This is a genomic window from Streptomyces sp. SAT1 (assembly GCF_001654495.1).
Lineage (GTDB): Bacteria > Actinomycetota > Actinomycetes > Streptomycetales > Streptomycetaceae > Streptomyces > Streptomyces andamanensis.
Genome location: NZ_CP015849.1, coordinates 3,676,047 through 3,694,119 on the forward strand (window position 1 = coordinate 3,676,047; position 18,073 = coordinate 3,694,119).

General features: G+C 74.1%; 18 protein-coding genes. 8 read left to right on the top strand and 10 right to left on the bottom strand.

The window, feature by feature from the left end; genetic code table 11:
• Positions 1–245 precede the first annotated feature (245 nt).
• On the top strand, positions 246–1,667 hold the full coding sequence (locus A8713_RS15940) for an FAD-dependent oxidoreductase (protein ID WP_064534133.1): 1,422 nt from the start codon (positions 246–248) through the stop codon (positions 1,665–1,667).
• Here the strand turns inward: A8713_RS15940 and A8713_RS15945 are convergent.
• The 4 genes from A8713_RS15945 to A8713_RS15960 are packed head-to-tail and all read right to left on the bottom strand — an operon-like array spanning position 1,654 to position 5,672.
• Positions 1,654–3,063: an NAD(P)/FAD-dependent oxidoreductase gene (locus tag A8713_RS15945; RefSeq protein WP_064534135.1), complete on the bottom strand. Its 1,410-nt coding sequence runs from the start codon at positions 3,061–3,063 to the stop codon at positions 1,654–1,656. The two genes, A8713_RS15940 and A8713_RS15945, sit on opposite strands and share 14 nt — an antisense overlap.
• Positions 3,056–4,291, bottom strand: a complete 1,236-nt coding sequence (locus A8713_RS15950) for an MAB_1171c family putative transporter (RefSeq protein WP_064534137.1) — start codon at positions 4,289–4,291, stop codon at positions 3,056–3,058. Before A8713_RS15950 ends, A8713_RS15945 begins: the two co-directional genes overlap by 8 nt.
• 50 nt (positions 4,292–4,341) lie before the next feature.
• Positions 4,342–5,022 carry a hypothetical protein gene (locus A8713_RS15955; RefSeq protein WP_064534139.1) on the bottom strand — a complete coding sequence of 227 codons (681 nt, stop codon included), beginning with the start codon at positions 5,020–5,022 and terminating at the stop codon, positions 4,342–4,344.
• 17 nt (positions 5,023–5,039) lie between these two features.
• A complete protein-coding gene (locus A8713_RS15960) occupies positions 5,040–5,672 on the bottom strand; it encodes a hypothetical protein (RefSeq protein ID WP_079158991.1) in 633 nt (210 codons plus the stop codon).
• Positions 5,673–6,000: 328 nt separating this feature from the next.
• Between A8713_RS15960 and A8713_RS15965 the strand changes: the two genes are divergently transcribed.
• Positions 6,001–6,306: a hypothetical protein gene (locus tag A8713_RS15965; protein ID WP_064534142.1), complete on the top strand. Its 306-nt coding sequence runs from the start codon at positions 6,001–6,003 to the stop codon at positions 6,304–6,306.
• A gap of 97 nt (positions 6,307–6,403) precedes the next feature.
• Here A8713_RS15965 and A8713_RS15970 read toward each other — a convergent pair whose 3' ends face one another.
• A complete protein-coding gene (locus A8713_RS15970) occupies positions 6,404–7,261 on the bottom strand; it encodes a carbohydrate-binding protein (RefSeq protein WP_064534143.1) in 858 nt (285 codons plus the stop codon).
• Between the two features lie 464 nt (positions 7,262–7,725).
• On the opposite strand from A8713_RS15970, the gene A8713_RS15975 reads away from it, so the two are divergent.
• The 3 genes from A8713_RS15975 (at position 7,726) to A8713_RS15985 (ending at position 10,732) form a co-directional block, all read left to right on the top strand.
• Positions 7,726–9,204, top strand: a complete 1,479-nt coding sequence (locus A8713_RS15975; RefSeq protein WP_064534144.1) for a DUF2252 domain-containing protein — start codon at positions 7,726–7,728, stop codon at positions 9,202–9,204.
• 212 nt (positions 9,205–9,416) lie between these two features.
• Positions 9,417–10,271, top strand: a complete 855-nt coding sequence (locus A8713_RS15980; protein ID WP_064534145.1) for a hypothetical protein — start codon at positions 9,417–9,419, stop codon at positions 10,269–10,271.
• A gap of 113 nt (positions 10,272–10,384) precedes the next feature.
• A complete protein-coding gene (locus tag A8713_RS15985; RefSeq protein ID WP_064534146.1) occupies positions 10,385–10,732 on the top strand; it encodes a rhodanese-like domain-containing protein in 348 nt (115 codons plus the stop codon).
• A 143-nt stretch (positions 10,733–10,875) separates the two neighbouring features.
• Here the strand turns inward: A8713_RS15985 and A8713_RS15990 are convergent, their stop codons facing one another.
• From A8713_RS15990 to paaA, 5 genes are read right to left on the bottom strand one after another with little or no spacing between them, the layout of a single operon-like run.
• Entirely contained in the window at positions 10,876–11,946 is a 1,071-nt protein-coding gene (locus A8713_RS15990) for a 2Fe-2S iron-sulfur cluster-binding protein (protein ID WP_064534148.1), read from the bottom strand.
• A complete protein-coding gene (gene paaD, locus A8713_RS15995) occupies positions 11,946–12,500 on the bottom strand; it encodes a 1,2-phenylacetyl-CoA epoxidase subunit PaaD (RefSeq protein ID WP_064537526.1) in 555 nt (184 codons plus the stop codon). Before paaD ends, A8713_RS15990 begins: the two co-directional genes overlap by 1 nt.
• Positions 12,497–13,225 (bottom strand): 1,2-phenylacetyl-CoA epoxidase subunit PaaC, encoded by a 729-nt coding sequence (paaC, locus tag A8713_RS16000; RefSeq protein ID WP_064534150.1) that lies wholly within the window; start codon positions 13,223–13,225, stop codon positions 12,497–12,499. Before paaC ends, paaD begins: the two co-directional genes overlap by 4 nt.
• Positions 13,222–13,509 carry a 1,2-phenylacetyl-CoA epoxidase subunit PaaB gene (gene paaB, locus A8713_RS16005; protein WP_018569147.1) on the bottom strand — a complete coding sequence of 96 codons (288 nt, stop codon included), beginning with the start codon at positions 13,507–13,509 and terminating at the stop codon, positions 13,222–13,224. Before paaB ends, paaC begins: the two co-directional genes overlap by 4 nt.
• Positions 13,506–14,516 (bottom strand): 1,2-phenylacetyl-CoA epoxidase subunit PaaA, encoded by a 1,011-nt coding sequence (gene paaA, locus A8713_RS16010; RefSeq protein WP_064534153.1) that lies wholly within the window; start codon positions 14,514–14,516, stop codon positions 13,506–13,508. Before paaA ends, paaB begins: the two co-directional genes overlap by 4 nt.
• A gap of 945 nt (positions 14,517–15,461) precedes the next feature.
• Here paaA and A8713_RS34945 point away from each other — a divergent pair.
• From A8713_RS34945 to A8713_RS16025, 3 genes are read left to right on the top strand one after another with little or no spacing between them, the layout of a single operon-like run.
• On the top strand, positions 15,462–16,100 hold the full coding sequence (locus A8713_RS34945) for a DUF5819 family protein (protein WP_064534155.1): 639 nt from the start codon (positions 15,462–15,464) through the stop codon (positions 16,098–16,100).
• Positions 16,097–17,311, top strand: coding sequence for an HTTM domain-containing protein (locus tag A8713_RS16020; RefSeq protein WP_107440645.1), 1,215 nt, complete (start codon positions 16,097–16,099; stop codon positions 17,309–17,311). Before A8713_RS34945 ends, A8713_RS16020 begins: the two co-directional genes overlap by 4 nt.
• Positions 17,308–18,069 carry a TrmH family RNA methyltransferase gene (locus A8713_RS16025; RefSeq protein ID WP_064537527.1) on the top strand — a complete coding sequence of 254 codons (762 nt, stop codon included), beginning with the start codon at positions 17,308–17,310 and terminating at the stop codon, positions 18,067–18,069. The genes A8713_RS16020 and A8713_RS16025 overlap by 4 nt, the downstream gene beginning before the upstream one ends.
• Positions 18,070–18,073: the final 4 nt, after the last annotated feature.

Genomic DNA, 18,073 nt, shown 5'->3' on the forward strand with positions numbered 1-18,073 from the left:
CCTGCGGGGCTTTCGCATTGCCTGGGAAGTTCCGTGGGCGGGGCCGGGGTTGCGGTCGCGCTGTGAGGAAGGTCTCAGGTCCGGCGGGCGCGGTGCGCGTCGCCGGGGCCGCCTCCGGCCCGCCGCCCGGTGGCTGACGAGCGCTCGTTGAAGCGAGCCGAAGCCTCTCGCTAGCGTGGCGTGAGCACCTCATGATCACGAACGTCCCCTCCAACAGGCCCGTGCGGCCCGGAAGGCAGTGCGTCATGACGGAGACCTGGCGTCCGGGCCGCGCCCGTGTCGTCGTCATCGGAAGCAGCATCGCCGGCCTGCTCGCGGCTGCGGCCGTCAAGGACCGCGCCGAGGCGGTCGAGATCATCGAGGCCCAGGACGCACCGGTGGGTCCCGGACCGCGGGCGGGTGTTCCCCAGGCCGCCCACATCCACCTCCTGCAGACCGGTGGGGCCGAGGCGCTCGACGCGCTCCTTCCCGGCTGCACGGACCTGCTGCTGGCCGCGGGCGCCCACCGCATACCGGTGACCACCAACATGGTCGTCTGCTCCCCCGAGGGCTGGTACCGGCGCTGGAAGCGCTCCACGCACCATGTGATCACCGCCGGCCGGGACCTGACCGACTCCGTCGTCCGGGAGCGGGTCCTCGCGGACCCCCGGGTCGGGGTGCGTGCCAGGACCAGGGCCGTGGGACTGCTCGGCGACCGCGGAAGGGTCACCGGAGTGCGGGTGCGCGGAGCGGACGGCACGGAGTACGCGCTCGGCGCCGATCTGGTCGTCGACGCCTCCGGGCGCGGCACCCGCATGCCCCAGTGGCTCGCCCGGCTGGGTGTCCGCGGCCTCGAAGAGGCCACGATCGACTCCGGCCTGGCCTACGCCAGCCGTGTCTACCGCGCCCCGGTGCCCACCCGCGGCTGGCCCGTCGTCGCCGTGCAGGCCGACCCGCGCCCGGACCGGCCGGCCACCTCGGGAGGCATCCTGCCCATCGAGGACGAGCGCTGGCACGTCAGCCTGATGGGCGCACCCGGTGCGCGGCCCGGCCGGGACCCGGCCGAGTTCGAGGCGTTCGCGCGCGGTCTGCGTCACCCGCTGATCGCGGATCTCCTGGCCCGCGCCGAACCCCTCACCGACGTCACCGTCACCCACAGCACGGTCAACCGCCGCCACTACTACGAGCGCCTGGGCGCCTGGCCCGAGGGCCTGGTCGCGCTCGGCGACTCCGTGGCCTGCTTCAACCCCGCGTACGCGCAGGGCATCACGGTGGCCGCCCAGGGCGCCGTCGCGCTGCGCGAGGCGGCCGCGGCCGGGCCGGGGCCGGGGTGGGCGCGCCGCGTCCAGCGGGCGATCGCCCGCCCCGTCGACGGCGCGTGGGCCCTGAGCACCGGCCAGGACATCCACTTCCCCACCACCCGGGGCAGGCGGCCGAACCCCGCCGACCGGCTGCTGCACCGCTACGTCAGCAGGCTCTCCCGTACGGCGACAGGGTCCTTCCGCGCGGCCACGGCCCTGACCGACGTCCTGGCCCTCCAGACGCCGCCGGCGTCGCTCGTCAGGCCGAGTGTGCTGCTGGCGGCTCTGGCCGGGCCCCTGCGGACGCCGCTGAGCGGGCCTCAGTTCACGCGGGCCGAACGCGAACTGCTGGAAGGCGTCGGCGTCTTCGGGGTCAGGGCGCGGTGAGCGATATGCCCGCGTCGCGCAGCAGCCGGTGTTCCCCCTCGGTGAACACCGGGCCGTCCACCGGCGGACGCAGGGGCCCTGTCACGGCCGCCAGGAGGATGTCCGGGCGGAGCAGGACGGGCGGCGCGGCCTGGAGGGTGAGGACCTCGGTCAGGGCCGTGGCGACGCGGAAGCTGCCGACCGCGGTACGGGAGAGCCGGCTCACGTAGTGGTGCAGCAGCCGGTCCGCGGGGCTCGGCCGCCTGCCCCGCACGTCCGGACGGTGGATGTCCTGCCCGACGGCGAGGGACCACGCGAGGCCGACCGGCCGGGCGACGGCGCGCTGGGCCCGCCGGGACAGGCCGTCGGAGAGCCCGCCGGACGTGAGCCGGTGCAGTGCGAGGGCGCCCTGGGCCGCCGCCGACATGCCGTGGCCGTAGACGGGGTTGAAACCGGCCACGGAGTCGCCGAGCGCGACCAGGCCCTCGGGCCAGGCGCCCAGACGCTCGTAATAATGGCGCCGGTTGACCGTGCTGTGGGTGACGGTGACGTCCGTGAGCGGTTCGGCGCGGGCCAGGAGATCCGCGATGAGCGGGTGACGCAGACCGCGCGCGAACGCCTCGAACTCGGCCGCCTCCTTGCCGGGTTGGGCGCCCGGAGGGCCGAAGAGGCTGACGTGCCAGCGGTCCCCCTCGATGGGGACGATGCTGCCCGCCCCGCCCGGCCGCCGGGGATCGGCCACGATGTTGACCACGGGCCAGCCGCTGGTGGAGAACGGGGCGCGGTAGATCCTGCTGGCGTACGCCAGACCGGAGTCGATGCGGTCCTCGGACAGGCCGGTGATGCCGAGTTCGGCCAGCCAGTGCGGGGTGCGGGTCGAGCGGCCCGAGGCGTCGACGACGAGGTCGGCGCTCAGCTCCGCCTCCGTGCCGTCGGCGTCGCGGAGGCGGACTCCGGTGACCCGGCCGGCGTCGCCGAGCAGGCCGGTGGCCCGGCAGTGCGGGCGGACCGTGACCCGCGGGTCCTTCAGGACCCGCTCGCGGACGACGGAGTCGGTCAGGTCGCGGCTGGCGGCCACCAGGTACTGGGTGTTCCTGCGCCAGCGCCGGTACCAGCCCTCGGGAGAGAGGTAGACCATGTTCGTCGTCATGGGCACCCGGTGCGCACCGGAGGCCACCAACTGGCCGATCGTGCCCGGCAGCAGGGCCTCGATCGCGTCCGCGCCGCCCGAGAGCAGGGGATGGATGTGAGCGGCCTGGGGGACGCCGGCGCGCGGCTCCGGGCCGCTCGGCAGCGCGTGGGCCTCGATGACCTCGACGGTGTCGACGCCGTCCTTGACGGCGGCCGCGGCGAGCATGCCCGCGAGACTGCCCCCGATGACGACGGCACGGGTGGATGTTCTGAGGCGGTCAGTCATGGGGGCTGCTTTCTGCGGGGATGCCGGGGTGCTCTCGAAGGCCCGCCACGACGGGCGACGACAGCGCCCGGGACAGCGGAACCAGGTCATGCGGGCGCCAGGGGGCCGGGACCGGTGCCGTGTCCGGTCCCGGCCCCGGTCCCGTTCCCGCGCTGTGCTGCCGCGTCCGCGCCACGACGACCATCGCCGCGTCCGCGGTGGCGTCCGCGGCGGCCCGGTCCTCGCCGCGGCCGAGCGCGGCGCGCAGGGCGCGCTCGCGCACGCCGGCGTCGCAGTACGGGGCCAGGGCGAGCAGCGCGTCGTAGATGCGGGTCTTCTGGCGGGTGAGCCGTACGGCCGGCGAGGACCACCAGGGCAGGGAGGTGCGGATCGCGCCGGGGGTGGGCACCTGGCGCAGTTCGCGCCACAGCGGGGACAGGTCGCGCAACTGCCGCAGCGAGCCGGTGGTGTGGGCCAGCCGCGGCCCGGCCAGCGGGAGCAGGAAGCCGCAGACGACGAGCGCCGCGGACGGCGCCGCGGTCTGCGGAGCCACCCGGTCGATGAGGAAGTCCCACCGGTGCCCCGTCCACAGTCCGGCGATCGCGACCAGCTTGACGACGTCGTAGCCCACGTGGAGCAGATAGCCGGGGGCCAGCAGGCGCAGCCCCGCGCGCAGGGAGCCGTGGACCTCCGTCGACCAGCGCCAGCATAGGACGCTGGTGGCCATGGTGCCCACGCCGTGTGCCACGAGGTAGGTCAGGATCATCTCCCGGATGAAGGGAGTGCGGGCGTAGTAGCCGTCGAAGAGGGTGAGCTGCTCCACCGGGGCGTGTCCCAGCCAGAACAGGACGTTGATGGCGGCGACGACGAGCAGATAGGCCGCGATGCACACCCGGGAGGCGCGCCGTGTCTGCTCCGGCGGCGCCGGCCGCCAGTTCGTGATCAGCAGCAGGCTCGCGCCGGCGAAGGTGACGATCGCCGAATACGCCACCGGGGCGGCGAAGTTGGGGATACCGGTGGCGCGGTTGAGCGCGGCCAGGGAGTCGGGCGCCGCGAAGAAGAAGACCAGCGCGCCGTCGAAGAGCAGCAGGACCACGGCGCCCAGCAGCAGGTCGCTGCGGCGGCGCAGCAGCGCGGGGACCTTCAGCAGGCAGATGAGCAGCAGTGACACACCGCAGACGTAGAAGACGGTGTTGTCGGGTCCGGGTCCGGGCCCGGATCCTGGTGCGTGGCTCGCGGCGAGGTGCACGGCGGGGGCTCTCCTGGGAGGTGTCGGCGGGCGGCGTGGTCGCTGCCGGGTCAGGAGCGGCGGATGCGGTGCGCCATGGAGACCTGGATGCGGCCGGCGAGGTGCGCGGGGTCCGCGGCGGTCCGCGCCTGGGCCAGGGCCTCGCGCACTCCGGTGGCGAACCGGTAGCCGAAGTACTCGGCCTCTTCCTCGTGCCGGCCCGCGGCGGTGTGCCCGGCGTTCTCGGCGGCCCGGGTGCGCGGGGTGCCCTGGATGTTCTCGGTGGCCCGGGTGCTCTGGGGGGTCCGGGTGTTCTGGGTGCGCTCGGCGCGGAGGGCGATGTGCAGCCGGAGGTCCGTCCTGGTCCCGGGCGGCTCCCCGGCCGGGTCGTCGGCGCAGACCGCCGCCACCAGGGCCCGCACGGCGTCCGGCACCCGCTGCTCGGCGGCGCGCGAGGCGGCGGGACCGTGCGCGGTGGGGGCGCCGTCGTGCTCCTCGAACATGTGCCAGATCTCGTGCCCGATGATCACCAGCTGGTGTTCCAGGTCGGTGTGCCGCTCATAGGCGATCACGTCGTGGGTGGCGCGGTCTATCCATAACCCGCTGGCGATGCCGGGCGGGAAGGGCACCGCGTGCAGCCGGACCGGACGCCCCCGGACCCGTTCGAGGGCCGCGCCGATGGCCGGGACGACGCCGGCCTCGCTGTCGGGCAGCTCCAGGGCCGACAGCAGGCGGGCGCTGAGCCGCCTCATGGCCCGCGCTCCCGCGCTCACCGCTGCGCCTCGGCGTCGTCGAGTTCCAGCAGCGCCTTCAGCGTCGCGTTGAGCACGTGCCACCGCTCCGGTGGCAGGTCGTGCGCCTGCCGGAGGGCGACGCCGCGTACGTCGCCGTACCGCGACAGCGCCCCGGCCAGCACTCCGGCCAGTGGGTCGGCCAGTGGGTCGGCCGACGGATCGGCCGGGCTGCGCGCGGGCCGCAGTGCGGCGAGCACGGGCAGCAGCGCGCGGTTGAGCGCGTCGGGCGCCGGGGCCGTGAAGAACGCCTCGCCGCCCTCGACGCCGAAGAACCCCACCAGCCCGTGCAGCAGTTCCACACTGGGGACCTTCTCGCCGGAGCACACCTGCCGCGCCCAGAACGCGGAGACCCCCAACTGCCGCGAGATGTCACCGGCCAGGTCCGACATGCGGGTGCCGGTCCGCTGCAGACGGGCGTCCGCGAGGGCCTTGATACGGGTGCGCACCCGCTCGTTGACGGTGTCGGCGGGCGGTTCACCGCCGTCGAGCAGCGTGCGGACGGTGGCTTCCGGCAGGGCTGTCCCGGCGGCCAGCGCTTCGGGGTCGAGCGGGTCCGGATGGGCCGCGCCTCGCTCCAGGACGAGCGCCCGGAGCCGTTCGAGCGTCACGGGCAGAGGCGGGACAGGATCCACCGGGATGCTCCAGGGTGCGAAACCGATCATATTGGCGTGCCCATTGGCACTGTACCGCCCGGCCGCACCGGCATCAATGATCGTTTACCGCGGACTCGGCGATCGCTGCCGACGGTGCTCAACGAACGGTGAACAGCTGAAAACGATCGTTGACGAACGGGGCTCCGCGGAGCACGATCGGTCGCGGCGAGGGGCCGTACCCGCAGCACGGCCGTACCCGCGGCCCCGCCCGCCCCGATCGCCCCGGGCGCCCGGCCGCCCCGCCGTCCGTGTCCGCCCCGACGAACCCATGGAGATTCCCGGTATGCGCGTCCCAGTCGCACGGCGTGCCGGTCAGCTCACCGATTCCGACTTCTCCGAGGAGGACGTGGCCCGGTTCCACCGTCTGATGACAGAGCTGGTCGGTCTGTGCGGCGAGATCGGGGCACGCCGCACCTCGGACGGCGCGTGGGCCCCGGCCTCCTCCGGTCTTCTTGAGCAGTTCGGTGAGTCCACGCAGCTGATCGCGGAGATCTCCAGGAAGCTCAACAGGACGCGCGGCGGCATCCGCAGGATCCATGGCAGGGCGCGGGAGCGCGGGTGGCTCAGAAGCCACGGCAGAATCAGGTGAACGCCCGGCCGGGAAGCCCGGCCGGGCGTTCTGCGCGGTGTCGTGCCTGTGCGGTCCCGCGCCCGTACGGGCCCGAGACGTCCTGGGAGGCGTGGGGTCAGCCCGCGCGCCACAGGGCGGGGACGTTCGGGGGCTCCCAGCCGGCCATGGAGGTGTGCGCCTGAACGCAGGTGTAGCTGGTGCCGTTGTAGGTGACCCGGTCGCCCGCCGTGTAGGAGTGCCCGGCGGCCCAGGTGCCGCTCGGCGGGTCGGTCGGCGGCGGGTCGCTGGGGCCGCCGGGGGTTCCGTCGACGTTCAGGACGAAGTCGAAGGTGCCCTCCTTGCCGCTGCCAGCGCCGCGGACGTTCATCAGCAGCGCGGGGTCGTAGAGGGTGTCCGTGTTGTTGCGGGGCTCACCGGGGAAGTACAGCTGGGTGGTGAGCACGGGCTGGTTGGGGGCCTGCACCTTGACGTGGATGTGCCGCGTGCGGCCCGGGTAGAGCCCCGGCACGATGGTGGTCAGGGAGAAGGCGCCCTTGGCGTCCGAGAACTGGTGCCCGCGCAGCGTGAAGCCGGACATGTCGTAGTTCCCGGCGTCGTCCGCCTGCCAGAAGTCCAGCAGGACGCCGGATATCGGGACGCAGTTGCGGCCGAAGACATAGCCGCTGACCGTCAGCGGGGTGCCGTTGATGCCCGAGGTCACCAGATTGGTGCGCAGCGGCGAGTTCGGCTTGAAGTACGGGCCCTCGATCTGGTCGTGGGTCGGGCCGTCGCCGTCGTCGCAGTCGGGGGTGGCGGGCAGGGCGCGTCCCTGGCCCGCGGCGTCCCGGGCGAGGGCCACCGTGCCCGTGAGCAGCGGGATGGCGGCACCGGCGGCGACGGCCGCCTTCAGCAGGCTCTTGCGGCTGATCCCGCGGCCGGCCGCGGAGTCGGGGCTGGAGCCGGAGCCGGGGCCGTCCGGAGCGGTTGGTGTCATGGCGGGTTCCTCGGTCTCCTCGGTGGGGGAAGAAGGACGGGACGTGCATGACACGGAGCGCGCCCGCCGCGCGGGGCAGGCTGATGTCGGGCGGACGCGCTCCGGTGGTGATCGCGGACGACTGTAATCGCGCTGGTGACGGGCGTGCAGATACCGTCCGGCCCCCTGCACGGCGTTATGTACGACGTTCTGTACGAGGTCATGTACGAGATGGCGTACGGGATGGTGTGTGGTGCCGTATGCGATCCGGCGGGATGTGGCGCGTGAAGTCGTGTGCGATGTGACCCCCGGGACGGTGTGCGAGGTGGTGTACGGAGCGAGCCGCGCCGGGAAGCGGGCCGGGTGCGGCGGGGTGGCGGGTCGGTGTACGCGGGGTGCGGGGCGCTGTAGCGTCGGGGCGCGTCGCGGCGGGGGTTCGCCGCGCGCGGAAACAGCGTGGACTGGGCGGGGAGGGGCGGTTCTTGATGGCCGAGGTCACCGAGGTCGGTGCGGGGACGGGCGCGGGTGCGGACGTGGGTGCGGCGGACGGCGGGCGCGGGGGGCGTGCCGGGCGGGTGCCGTCGGTGCCCGGGTTCGCGCGGTGGCCCGTCGCGGGGTCGCCCAAGGCGGAGGGCAAGGCGCTGCGCGGGCGGGTCCCGCGCTCCGCGCACGCCGGGTTCACGCCGGACGCGGGGCGGCCGGACGCGGTCGGCGCCGTCGAGGAGTCCAACCACGGCCGGATACCCGAGCTGATACCGATCCGGGTGGGGCGGATGGCGGCGACACCGTTCGCCTTTCTGCGCGGTTCGGCGGGCCTGATGGCGTACGACCTCGCGCGCACCCCCGTGACCGGCGTCGCCGCCCAGCTCTGCGGTGACGCCCACGCGGCCAACTTCGGTCTCTACGGCGACGCCCGCGGCGGCCTCGTCATCGACCTGAACGACTTCGACGAGACGGTGCGCGGCCCCTGGGAGTGGGACCTCAAGCGGCTCGCGGCCTCCCTGGTGCTGGCGGGCCGGGAGGCGGGCTGCGACGAGGACGACTGCCGCGAGGCCGCGGGGGACGCGGTGGGCGCCTACCGGCGGACCATGCGGCTGCTGGCCCGGCTGCCGGTGCTGGACGCCTGGAACGCCATCGCCGACGAGGAACTCGTCTCCCACACCGACGCCCACGACCTGCTCGGCACCCTCGAACGCGTCTCGGAGAAGGCGCGCGCCAACACCAGCGGGCGGTTCGCGGCCAAATCGACCGAGCGCACCGAGGACGGCGGACGCCGCTTCGTGGACGCCCCTCCGGTGCTGCGGCGGGTGCCGGACGCGGAGGCCCGTGCGGTGGCGGCCTCGCTGGAGCAGTATCTGACCACCCTCTCCGAGGACCGCCTTCCGCTGCTGGCCCGGCACGCGGTGCACGACGTGGCCTTCCGGGTCGTCGGCACCGGAAGCGTCGGCACCCGGTCGTACGTGGTGCTGCTGCTGGACCACCGCGGTGAGCCGCTGGTGCTCCAGGTGAAGGAGGCCAGGCCGTCGGCGCTGCTGCCGCATCTGGAGACCGCGGGGTTCACGGTGCCGGCCCCGGCGCCGGGGGCGGAGCACGAGGGGCGCCGGGTGGTGCTCGGGCAGAAGCGCATGCAGGTGGTGAGCGACATCCTGCTGGGCTGGACGACGGTGGACGGACGGCCTTACCAGGTACGCCAGTTCCGCAACCGCAAGGGCAGCGTCGACCCGGCCGCCCTGCCCGCCGACCAGATCGACGACTACGGCCGGATGACCGGCGCGCTGCTGGCCCGCGCCCACGCGCACAGCGCCGACCCCCGGCTGATCGCCGGTTACTGCGGCAAGAACCAGGAACTGGACGAGGCGGTCGCCGCGTTCGCCGTCGCCTACGCGGACCGCACCGAGGCGGACCACGCGGACCTGGTCACGGCGGTGCGGGCGGGCCGGGTCGCCGCGGAGATGGGGGTGTAGGGACGCGGGTCACCGCGGAGATGGGGGTGTAAGGACGCGGTCGCAGGGCCAGTGCCCCCGGTCACGGTCGCAGCGGGTCGCCGTCCCGGAGGATGTCCGGGGACGCCGGGGGGCGCCGGGGGACGCCGAGGAGCGCCGGTCACCGGCGTGCGGGCGGGGCGCGGCGGGGCGCGGCGGGCGGGGTGCCGGTCGCCGTGGCCTACGCTGGTCGGGTGACGACCCCGGAAGCTGAGCAGGGTGGTGTCGCCGGAGCGGACCGGGCGACGTCCGAGAGCGCCGCGCCGCGGCCCGAGGAGCGGCTGGAACGGGCCGTGCGCGCCGCCGAGCAGGCACTCATCGAGTACGAGATCGCGGTGGAGACCTTCCGGGTCGAGATCGAGAACTTCTCCCGGCTGCACCACCAGCGCCTCGGCCCGCTCTACGCCCGCCTCGACGAACTGGACGCGCTGATCGCCGAGGCCCGCGCGGCGCGCACCGGCGACCCCGGGGATCTGCGCGCGGCGCAGGAGGCGCGGGCCCGGGTGGCGCCGATCCCCGGCGTCGAGGAACTGCTGCACGGCTGGATGGACGGCGACGGGCTCTTCCCGGAGGCCGCGGCGATGCTCACCGGCCAGGCGGTGCGGCCCCCGCAGCGGGTACGGCCGAGCGAGGAGGCCCGCGGGCTCTACCGCGAGCTGGTGCGCAAGGCCCACCCCGACCTGGTCCAGGAGGACGGCGAGCGCAAACGGCGCGAGGAGTTCCTCACCCGGGTCAACGCCGCCTACGCCCGGGGCGACGAGAAGGAGCTGCGCGAGCTGGCCGAGGAGTGGGCCGCCGGGCCGCTCCCCGCGGAACAGGCGCCCAGCCGTGCCGAGGAGCTGTACGAGCGGCTGGAATGGCTCGCGCGGCGCAAGGAGATGCTCACCCTGGTCGCCAAGGAGCTGGAGGACGGCGCGATCGCCGGGATGCTCCGGCTCGCCCCGGACGACCCCGACAGCCTGCTCGACGAGATCGCCGCGCAGCTGCGCACCGACCTGGCGGAGCGGGAGTCCCAGCTCGCGGTGTTGCAGGGCGGCGCCGACGCCTGAGGCCGCCCGGCGGGCCCTGGACCGGTCCGGCGGCGGCCGGAAGTGACCGGGGCCCTGGCCCGCGCGTCCCTCGCGGCGACTGCTCCGGGGGAGTGTCGGGTAGCGTCGGATCCATGCGTTTCGGAGCGGGTGTACCCACGGTCGAGGTCACGGACCTCAAGGACGGCGACTTTCTGCTGGACGTCCGCGAGGACGACGAATGGCAGGCGGGACATGCCGAGGGGGCGCTGCACATCCCCCTCGGCGACTTCGTCGCCCGCTACGGCGAGCTGACCGAGGCGGCCCCGCAGGACGGGCGGGTCCATGTGATCTGCCGCTCCGGCGGCCGCTCGGCCCAGGTGACGATGTACCTGGTCCAGCAGGGCGTCGACGCGGTGAACGTCGACGGCGGCATGCAGGTGTGGGCCGCCGCGGGCCGCCCCGTGGTGAACGACGAGGGACAGCCCGGCCACGTCCTCTGACAGCGGCCCGGCCACGTCCTCCGACAGCGACCCGGCCACGCCCTCCGACAGCGGCGCGCCCTGCCGGGTGCGGGCGGTCGGGCACCCGGGGGTGCGGCGCCCGGGGCGGGGTGCCCGGGAGGCGGGGCGTCCGTCGGTGGGCGTCAGCGGTCGAAGTCCAGCTCCACCTGCTCCGTCGCCGGGTGCGACTGGCAGGCCAGGACGTATCCCGCGTCCGTCTCCTCCGGCTCCAGCGCGAAGTTGCGGTCCATCCGCACCTCGCCCGTGACCAGGAACGCCCGGCACGTCCCGCACACGCCGCCCTTGCAGGCGTACGGCGCGTCGGGCCGGTTGCGCAGCACCGTCTCCAGCAGGGTCTCGCCCTCCTGGACCGGCCAGGTGCCGCCGCGGCCGTCGAGCCGGACGGTGACCGTGCTGTGCGCGGGTGCCGTCGCGGACGGCGCGGGACCGGGCTCCGTACCGGCGTCCACATGGAAGATCTCCTCGTGGACCCTGGCCCGGGGCACGCCCAGGGCGCGCAGCGCCTGCTCGGCGCCCTGCACCAGCCCGAAGGGGCCGCACAGGAACCAGCCCGCCACCTCGGACACCGGCAGCAGCGCGGGCAGCAGCTCGCCGAGCCGCGCCCGGTCCAGCCGCCCGGAGGGCAGCCCCGCCTGCTGCTCCTCCCGGGACAGCACCGTCACCAGCTGCAACCGCTCGGGGTAGCAGTCCTTCAGGTCGGCGACCTCCTCCAGGAACATCGTCGACGCCGTCGTGCGGTCGCTGCGTATCAGACAGAAACGGGCTTCGGGGGCGCGGGCCAGCAGGGTGGTGGCGATGGACAGCACCGGTGTGATGCCGCTGCCGCCGACGACCGCCGCGTACAGGCCGGGTGCGGGCTCCAGGGTGAAGCGGCCCGCCGGGGTCATCACCTCCAGCTCGTCCCCGAGGTTGATCTCCTTCAGGGCGTACGTGGAGAAGGCGCCGCCCTCCACCAGCCGCACGCCGACCCGCAGGGTCCGCGGTCCCTCGCCGCCGGGGTCGGGGGCCGGGGAGCAGATCGAGTACGTCCGCCGGACTTCGGTGCCGTCGGCCGACCGGCGCAGCGCGAGGTGCTGGCCCGCCGCGTGCCGGTACTCCTCGCGCAGCTCGGGCGGCACCGCGAAGGTGAGGGCCACCGAGTCGTCGGTGAGCCGCTCGACCGCCGTCACGGGCAAGGGGTGGAAGCGGGCCATCACACCTCCTTGAAGTGGTCGAACGGTTCCCGGCAGGACAGGCAGCGGCGCAGCGCCTTGCACGCGGTCGACGAGAACCTGCTGAGCAGCTCGGTGTCGGCCGATCCGCAGTGCGGGCAGTGGACCGGGTCCGCGGGCGTTCCCTGCACACCGGCCGGGGCCGGGTGGGTGCGGGTGCGGGTCGGGCCCAGCTCCAGCGGGACGGGGGTGGAGGGGGTGCGGACACGCGGGGGCGCTATGCCGAACTCCCGCAGTTTGCGGCGGCCTTCGGCGGTGATGTCGTCCGTCGACCAGGCCGGGGCGAGGACGGTGCGCACGGTGACCTCCCGCACGCCGTGTTCGCGCAGCACCCGCTCGATGTCCAGCGACATGGCCTCGATCGCCGGGCAGCCGGTGTAGGTGGGGGTCAGCTCGACCTCCACCGCGTCCGTGCCGTACAGGTGGAGCGCGCGGACCACGCCCAGCTCCGCCAGGGTGAGCACGGGCAGCTCGGGGTCGGGCACCGAGCCCGCCAGGCGCAGCAGTTCCGTCTCCAGCGGGGTCGTGGTGGTCACCATGTCGCCCCCGGGTGGCTGCGGTGCAAATGCTGCATCTCGGCGAGCATCGGCCCGAACGGCTCGGTGTGCAGGCCCTGCCGGCCCGCGCCCGCCGACCACGCCCCGGAGCGCGGGCCCTCGGGCAGCTCCAGCGTGGCCCGGTCCAGCACGGCGGTGACGGACTCCAGCCAGGCGGCCTCCAGGGCGGCCAGGTCGACGTCCAGGCCCTCCACCGGCTGGAACATCTCGCCGGTGAACCGCCACAGCGCGGTGCAGGCGCGCCGCATGCGCTCATGGCTGACGTCGGTGCCGTCGCCGAGCCGCAGCGTCCACTGCTCGGCGTGGTCGCGGTGGTAGGCGACCTCCTTGACGGCCTTACCGGCGAGCGGGGCGAACACCCCTGATCCCGTCGCCAGTTCGGCGTACAGGAGGTGCTGGTAGGTGGAGAAGTAGAGCTGGCGGACGATCGTGTGCGCGAAGTCGCCGTTGGGCTGCTCGACGAGCTGGAGCTGGGTGAAGGCGCGCTCCTCGCGCAGATACGCCAGCTCGTCCTCGTCACCGGCCATCGACAGCAGGACGCGGGCCTGGCCCAGCAGGTCCAGGGCGATGTTGGAGAGGGCGACCTCCTCCTCCAGGACGGGCGCGTGACCGACCCACTCTCCCAGGCGGTGGGAGAGCACCAGGGCGTCGTCACCCAGGGCCAGGGCGGCGGTGGTGGCGGGGGCGGGGGCCGTGGCCGTCACAGGTGCTGCACCCCTTCCGGGATCTCGTAGAACGTCGGGTGCCGGTAGGGCTTGTCGGCGGCCGGTTCGAAGAAGGGGTCCTTCTCGTCCGGCGAGGAGGCGGTGATCGCGGCGGACGGCACGACCCAGATCGAGACGCCCTCGCCGCGCCGGGTGTACAGGTCGCGCGCGTTGCGCAGGGCCAGCTCCGCGTCCGGGGCGTGCAGGCTGCCCGCGTGGGTGTGGGAGAGGCCGCGCCGGGAGCGCACGAAGACCTCCCACAGGGGCCAGTCGGTGCTTGTCATTCCTGTCCCGCTCCTGTCGTGCCGGTGTGCTTGGCGGCGTGGGCGGCGGCCGCCTCCCGCACCCAGGCGCCCTCGTCGTGGGCCCGTCGGCGCTGGGTGATGCGCTGTTCGTTGCATGGGCCGTTGCCCTTGAGGACGCCCTGGAACTCGGTCCAGTCGATGGCGCCGAAGTCGTGGTGGCCCCGCTCCTCGTTCCACTTCAGGTCGGGGTCGGGCAGGGTGAGGCCGAGGGCCTCGGCCTGCGGGACGCAGATGTCGACGAAGCGCTGGCGCAGCTCGTCGTTGGAGTGGCGCTTGATCTTCCACGCCATCGACTGGGCGGAGTGCTGGGAGGCGTCGTCGGGCGGGCCGAACATCATCAGGGACGGCCACCACCAGCGGTCCACGGCGTCCTGCGCCATCGCGTGCTGCTCGGGTGTGCCCCGGCTCAGGGTGAGCAGCAGCTCGTACCCCTGGCGCTGGTGGAAGGACTCCTCCTTGCAGACGCGGACCATCGCGCGGGCGTACGGGCCGTAGGAGCAGCGGCACAGCGGGACCTGGTTGGTGATCGCCGCGCCGTCCACCAGCCAGCCGACCGCGCCGACGTCCGCCCAGGTGAGGGTGGGGTAGTTGAAGATCGAGGAGTACTTCTGCCGACCGCTGTGCAGCTTGTCGAGCAGCTCCTCGCGGCTGACGCCCAGGGTCTCGGCCGCGCTGTACAGATACAGGCCGTGGCCCGCCTCGTCCTGGACCTTGGCCATGAGGATGGCCTTGCGGCGCAGGGACGGCGCGCGCGTGATCCAGTTGGCCTCCGGCTGCATGCCGATGATCTCGGAATGCGCGTGCTGGGCGATCTGCCGGACCAGTGACGCGCGGTAGGCGTCGGGCATCCAGTCCCGTGGTTCGATGCGCTCGTCGGCGGCGACCGCGGCGTCGAACGCACGCTGGAGGGCGTCGGCTCCCGCCGCTGTGCCCGCTGTGTCGCTCGCCAGGACGCCGGCCGTCTGCTGCGCGGCTGCTGTCGCCATGCGGTCCCCCTCGACCTCGGCTCTCGGGATTCTCCCGACCGATCGTTCGGTTCGGTGAATTCCATGGTGCGGTCCGCCGCCGTAGGGTGTCAACCGCTGTGGACAACTGCGGGCGCCTCCTGTGGACAGACCGCGGAAAGGCCACGGAAAGGCCCCGGAAAGGCCGTGGAAAGGCGGGGGAAAGCCCGCGAGAGGGCCGCGGACGGGTCGCGGAGGGCCGCGGACGGGGCGGACCGGCCGGGCGGGCGACGGCTCGGAGGCGGCCGGAGCGCGAACGGTCCTCGGTACCGGCGTCGGCGGGGCACACACTCCCGGCGCCGAACGGGCGAAGGGTGACAGAGCGGCATGAAACCCGGCCGGGCCGGGCGGCCCGCGGGACCGGGGTCTGTGCCGTGCGGGTGGCCCTGGGTACCGTTCCGTGCGGCGCCCGGGAGCGGGCGACACGGGCAGGTACCGCGGCGGCGCCGGGCGGCCCCCGGTGGGCCGGGCGGGTGACGGCGGCCGGTCGTGCGGCCGGGACAGGACCGGAATCGGGAACGGGGCGGAATGGAAGCGTACGACGGGGATGCGAACGCCCCGGGCGGACCGGACCGGACGGTCGGCTCCGCGAGGCCGGGCCCGGACGGACCCGACACATCCGAGGGGGCGGGTACGTCCGAGAGGCTGGATACGCCGGGCGGGCCGGGTGAATCGGACGGCCCGGATGGGGCGGACGGTCCGGATGGGGTGGACGGATCCTCCGTGCCGGGTCCGCGAACGGGCGTGCACGGCTCGGCCGTTCCCCCGTTCCCTCCCCTCCTCTCTCCTGGATCGGCTCCTTCCCCTCCCTCCCCGGGCTCCCCGGTCGCTTCCCTTCCGGGCTCCCCGGCCGCCCCCGCGTCCCCGGGCTCTCCGGATCCGGATGCCTCCGCGGAAGGCGGCGGCGACGGCGATCCGCCCGGCCGGGTGGCCGGGCTGTCCCTGCCGTACCAGGTGGGGGCGGTGCTGGCGCTGGCCGCCGTGGTGGTGGTCGCCTGCGTGCACGTCACGATGGTCTTCCTGCACGTCGCCCCTTCGAACACGGTGACGAAGCAGCACGGCAAGGCCGTCGACCAGTGGATCTACCCGGAGTTCGAGCAGAACTGGAAGCTGTTCGCGCCGAACCCGCTCCAGCAGAACGTCGCCGTGCAGGCGCGCGCCGAGACCCTCGGCGCGGACGGCACCAGCCGCACCACCGGCTGGTACGACCTGTCCGCGCAGGACGGCCGGGCCATCGACGGCAACCTGCTGCCCAGCCACACGCAGCAGAACGAACTGCGCCGCGCCTTCGACTTCTACGCCGCCTCCCACGACCGGCAGAACCGCGCGATCGGGCTGCGCGGCACGCTGTCGGAGCAGTACGTGCGCCGCATCGTGGTGATGCGCCTGGACCGCGACCGGGTGGCGGGTCCGGGCGGGACCGTCGAACGCATCCAGCTGAGGGTCCGCACGTCAGCGGTGGCCCCGCCCGCGTGGAGCGGGGAGAAGGCGTCGAACTCGGTCTCGTACCGCACGCTGCCCTGGTGGACGGTCCCGGCCGGCGAGGCCGGCGGAGGTGTGAAGTGAACGGTTTCCCGCGCTCCGTCTCCCGGGGCATCACCCGGGTCACCGAAGCGGCACTCGGTCCCTACCAGACGGCCGTGATACGCATCGGCTTCGCCGGGACCTGGCTGCTGTTCCTGCTGCGCGAGCTGCCGAACCGCCAGGAGCTGTACGGGCCCGACGGCCCGTGGAACTGGGACCTCGGCCGGCAGCTGACCGAGAGCAACGGCGCCTTCACGTCCCTGATGTGGTTCCGGGGCCAGTTCTGGTTCGAGACCGTCTATCTGCTCGCCGTGCTCTCCAGCCTGCTGCTGTTGCTGGGCTGGCGCACCCGCACCGTGTCCGTGCTGTTCATGCTCGGTGTGCTCTCGCTCCAGAACCGCAGCGTCTTCATGGGCGACGGCGGGGACAACGTCCTGCACCTGATGGCGATCTACCTGGTCTTCACCCGGTGCGGGCGGGTGTGGTCGCTGGACGCGCGGCGGGCCGGACGGACCGAGGCGGCACGCGCGCGTGGGGAGCGGGTGGCCGACCGGATCGGGCCCGTCCTGTGGGGCGTGCTCGGCGCGGCGCTGATCGCGGTCACCGCGGCGGGCCGGGTCCAGGGCGAGTGGCTGGTGCCCGCCCTGCTGTGGTGCGTGTGGGTGGCGCAGGGGCTGTACTGGCTGGTCGGACAACGGGCGCGGTCGGCCGGGCCGCGGGTCCTGCTCGACGTCGTCGCCGACTTCACGCACAACGCCGCGCTGTTCGTGATCATGGCCGAGGCGTGCCTGATCTACTCGACGGCCGGCTGGTACAAGATCCAGGGCTCGCGCTGGCAGGACGGCACCGCCGTGTACTACCCGCTCCACCTGGACTACTTCTCGCCCTGGCCGGCGCTGTCGGATCTGCTGTCCGCCAGCGGCACGATGATGACGGTCGTCACCTACGGGACGGTGATCGTGCAGGTCGCCTTCCCGTTCACGCTGTTCAACCGGCGGGTGAAGAACGTCCTGCTGGTGGCGATGATGACCGAGCACGCCGTGATCGCGGTCGTGCTGGGGCTGCCGTTCTTCTCGCTGGCGATGATCGCCGCGGACGCGGTGTTCCTGCCGACGGCGTTCCTGCGCAGGCTCGGCGGCGCGGCGGCACGCGCGCGTGCCCGGCTGCCGCGGCGCCCGGACCACCGCCCGGTGGCCGAGCCGTCCGGCGCCGCGGAGGAGGGCGAGCCCGCGGGCGTAGGCTTCCCCGCATGAACGACCCCGTGGCCGCCGTGTCCGCCTGGCACCGGCTCGCCGGTGGCGCCGTGCTCCTGGACGGCTTCCACGCCCTCAAGCACGCCGTGCGTTTCGGGGCCGAGGTGCCGGTGGCGGTCGCCGCCGACCGGCGGGCGGCGCTCGCCCTCGCGCAGGAGCTGGCCCCGGACGTGCGGGACGCGCTGGACGCCCTGCTGACCGAGGTGCCGCACGGGACGTACGCCTCGCTGGTGCCGCGCCCGCATCCCACGGCCGTGGCGGCGCTGGCCGTACGGCCCTCCCGCGAGGCGGGGCTGCGGGCGCTGGCGCACACGCCCCGCGGCGCGCCCGTCGTGGTCCTGGACGAGCCGCGCAACCTGGGCAACGCGGGCGCGGTGATCCGGCTGGCGGCCGGTTTCGGTGTGACCGGGGTGGTCACCACGGGCACCCTGGACCCCTGGCACCCGACGGTGGTGCGCGGCGGGGCGGGGCTGCACTTCGCGACCGTCGTGGAGCGGCTGAGCGTGGAGACGCTGCCGGGCGGCCCGCTGTTCGCGCTCGACCCGGAGGGCGAGGACATCCGCGGGCTGAAGCTGCCCGACGACGCGGTCCTCGCCTTCGGCTCCGAGCGCAGCGGGCTGAGCGCCGCGCTGCGGGAGCGCACCGACCATCTGGTGGCGCTGCCGATGCGCCCCCAGGTCTCCAGCTACAACCTGGCCACCAGTGTGGCCATGACGCTGTACCACTGGAGTCTCACCGGGGGCGCGCCCGCGGCCTGAGGGC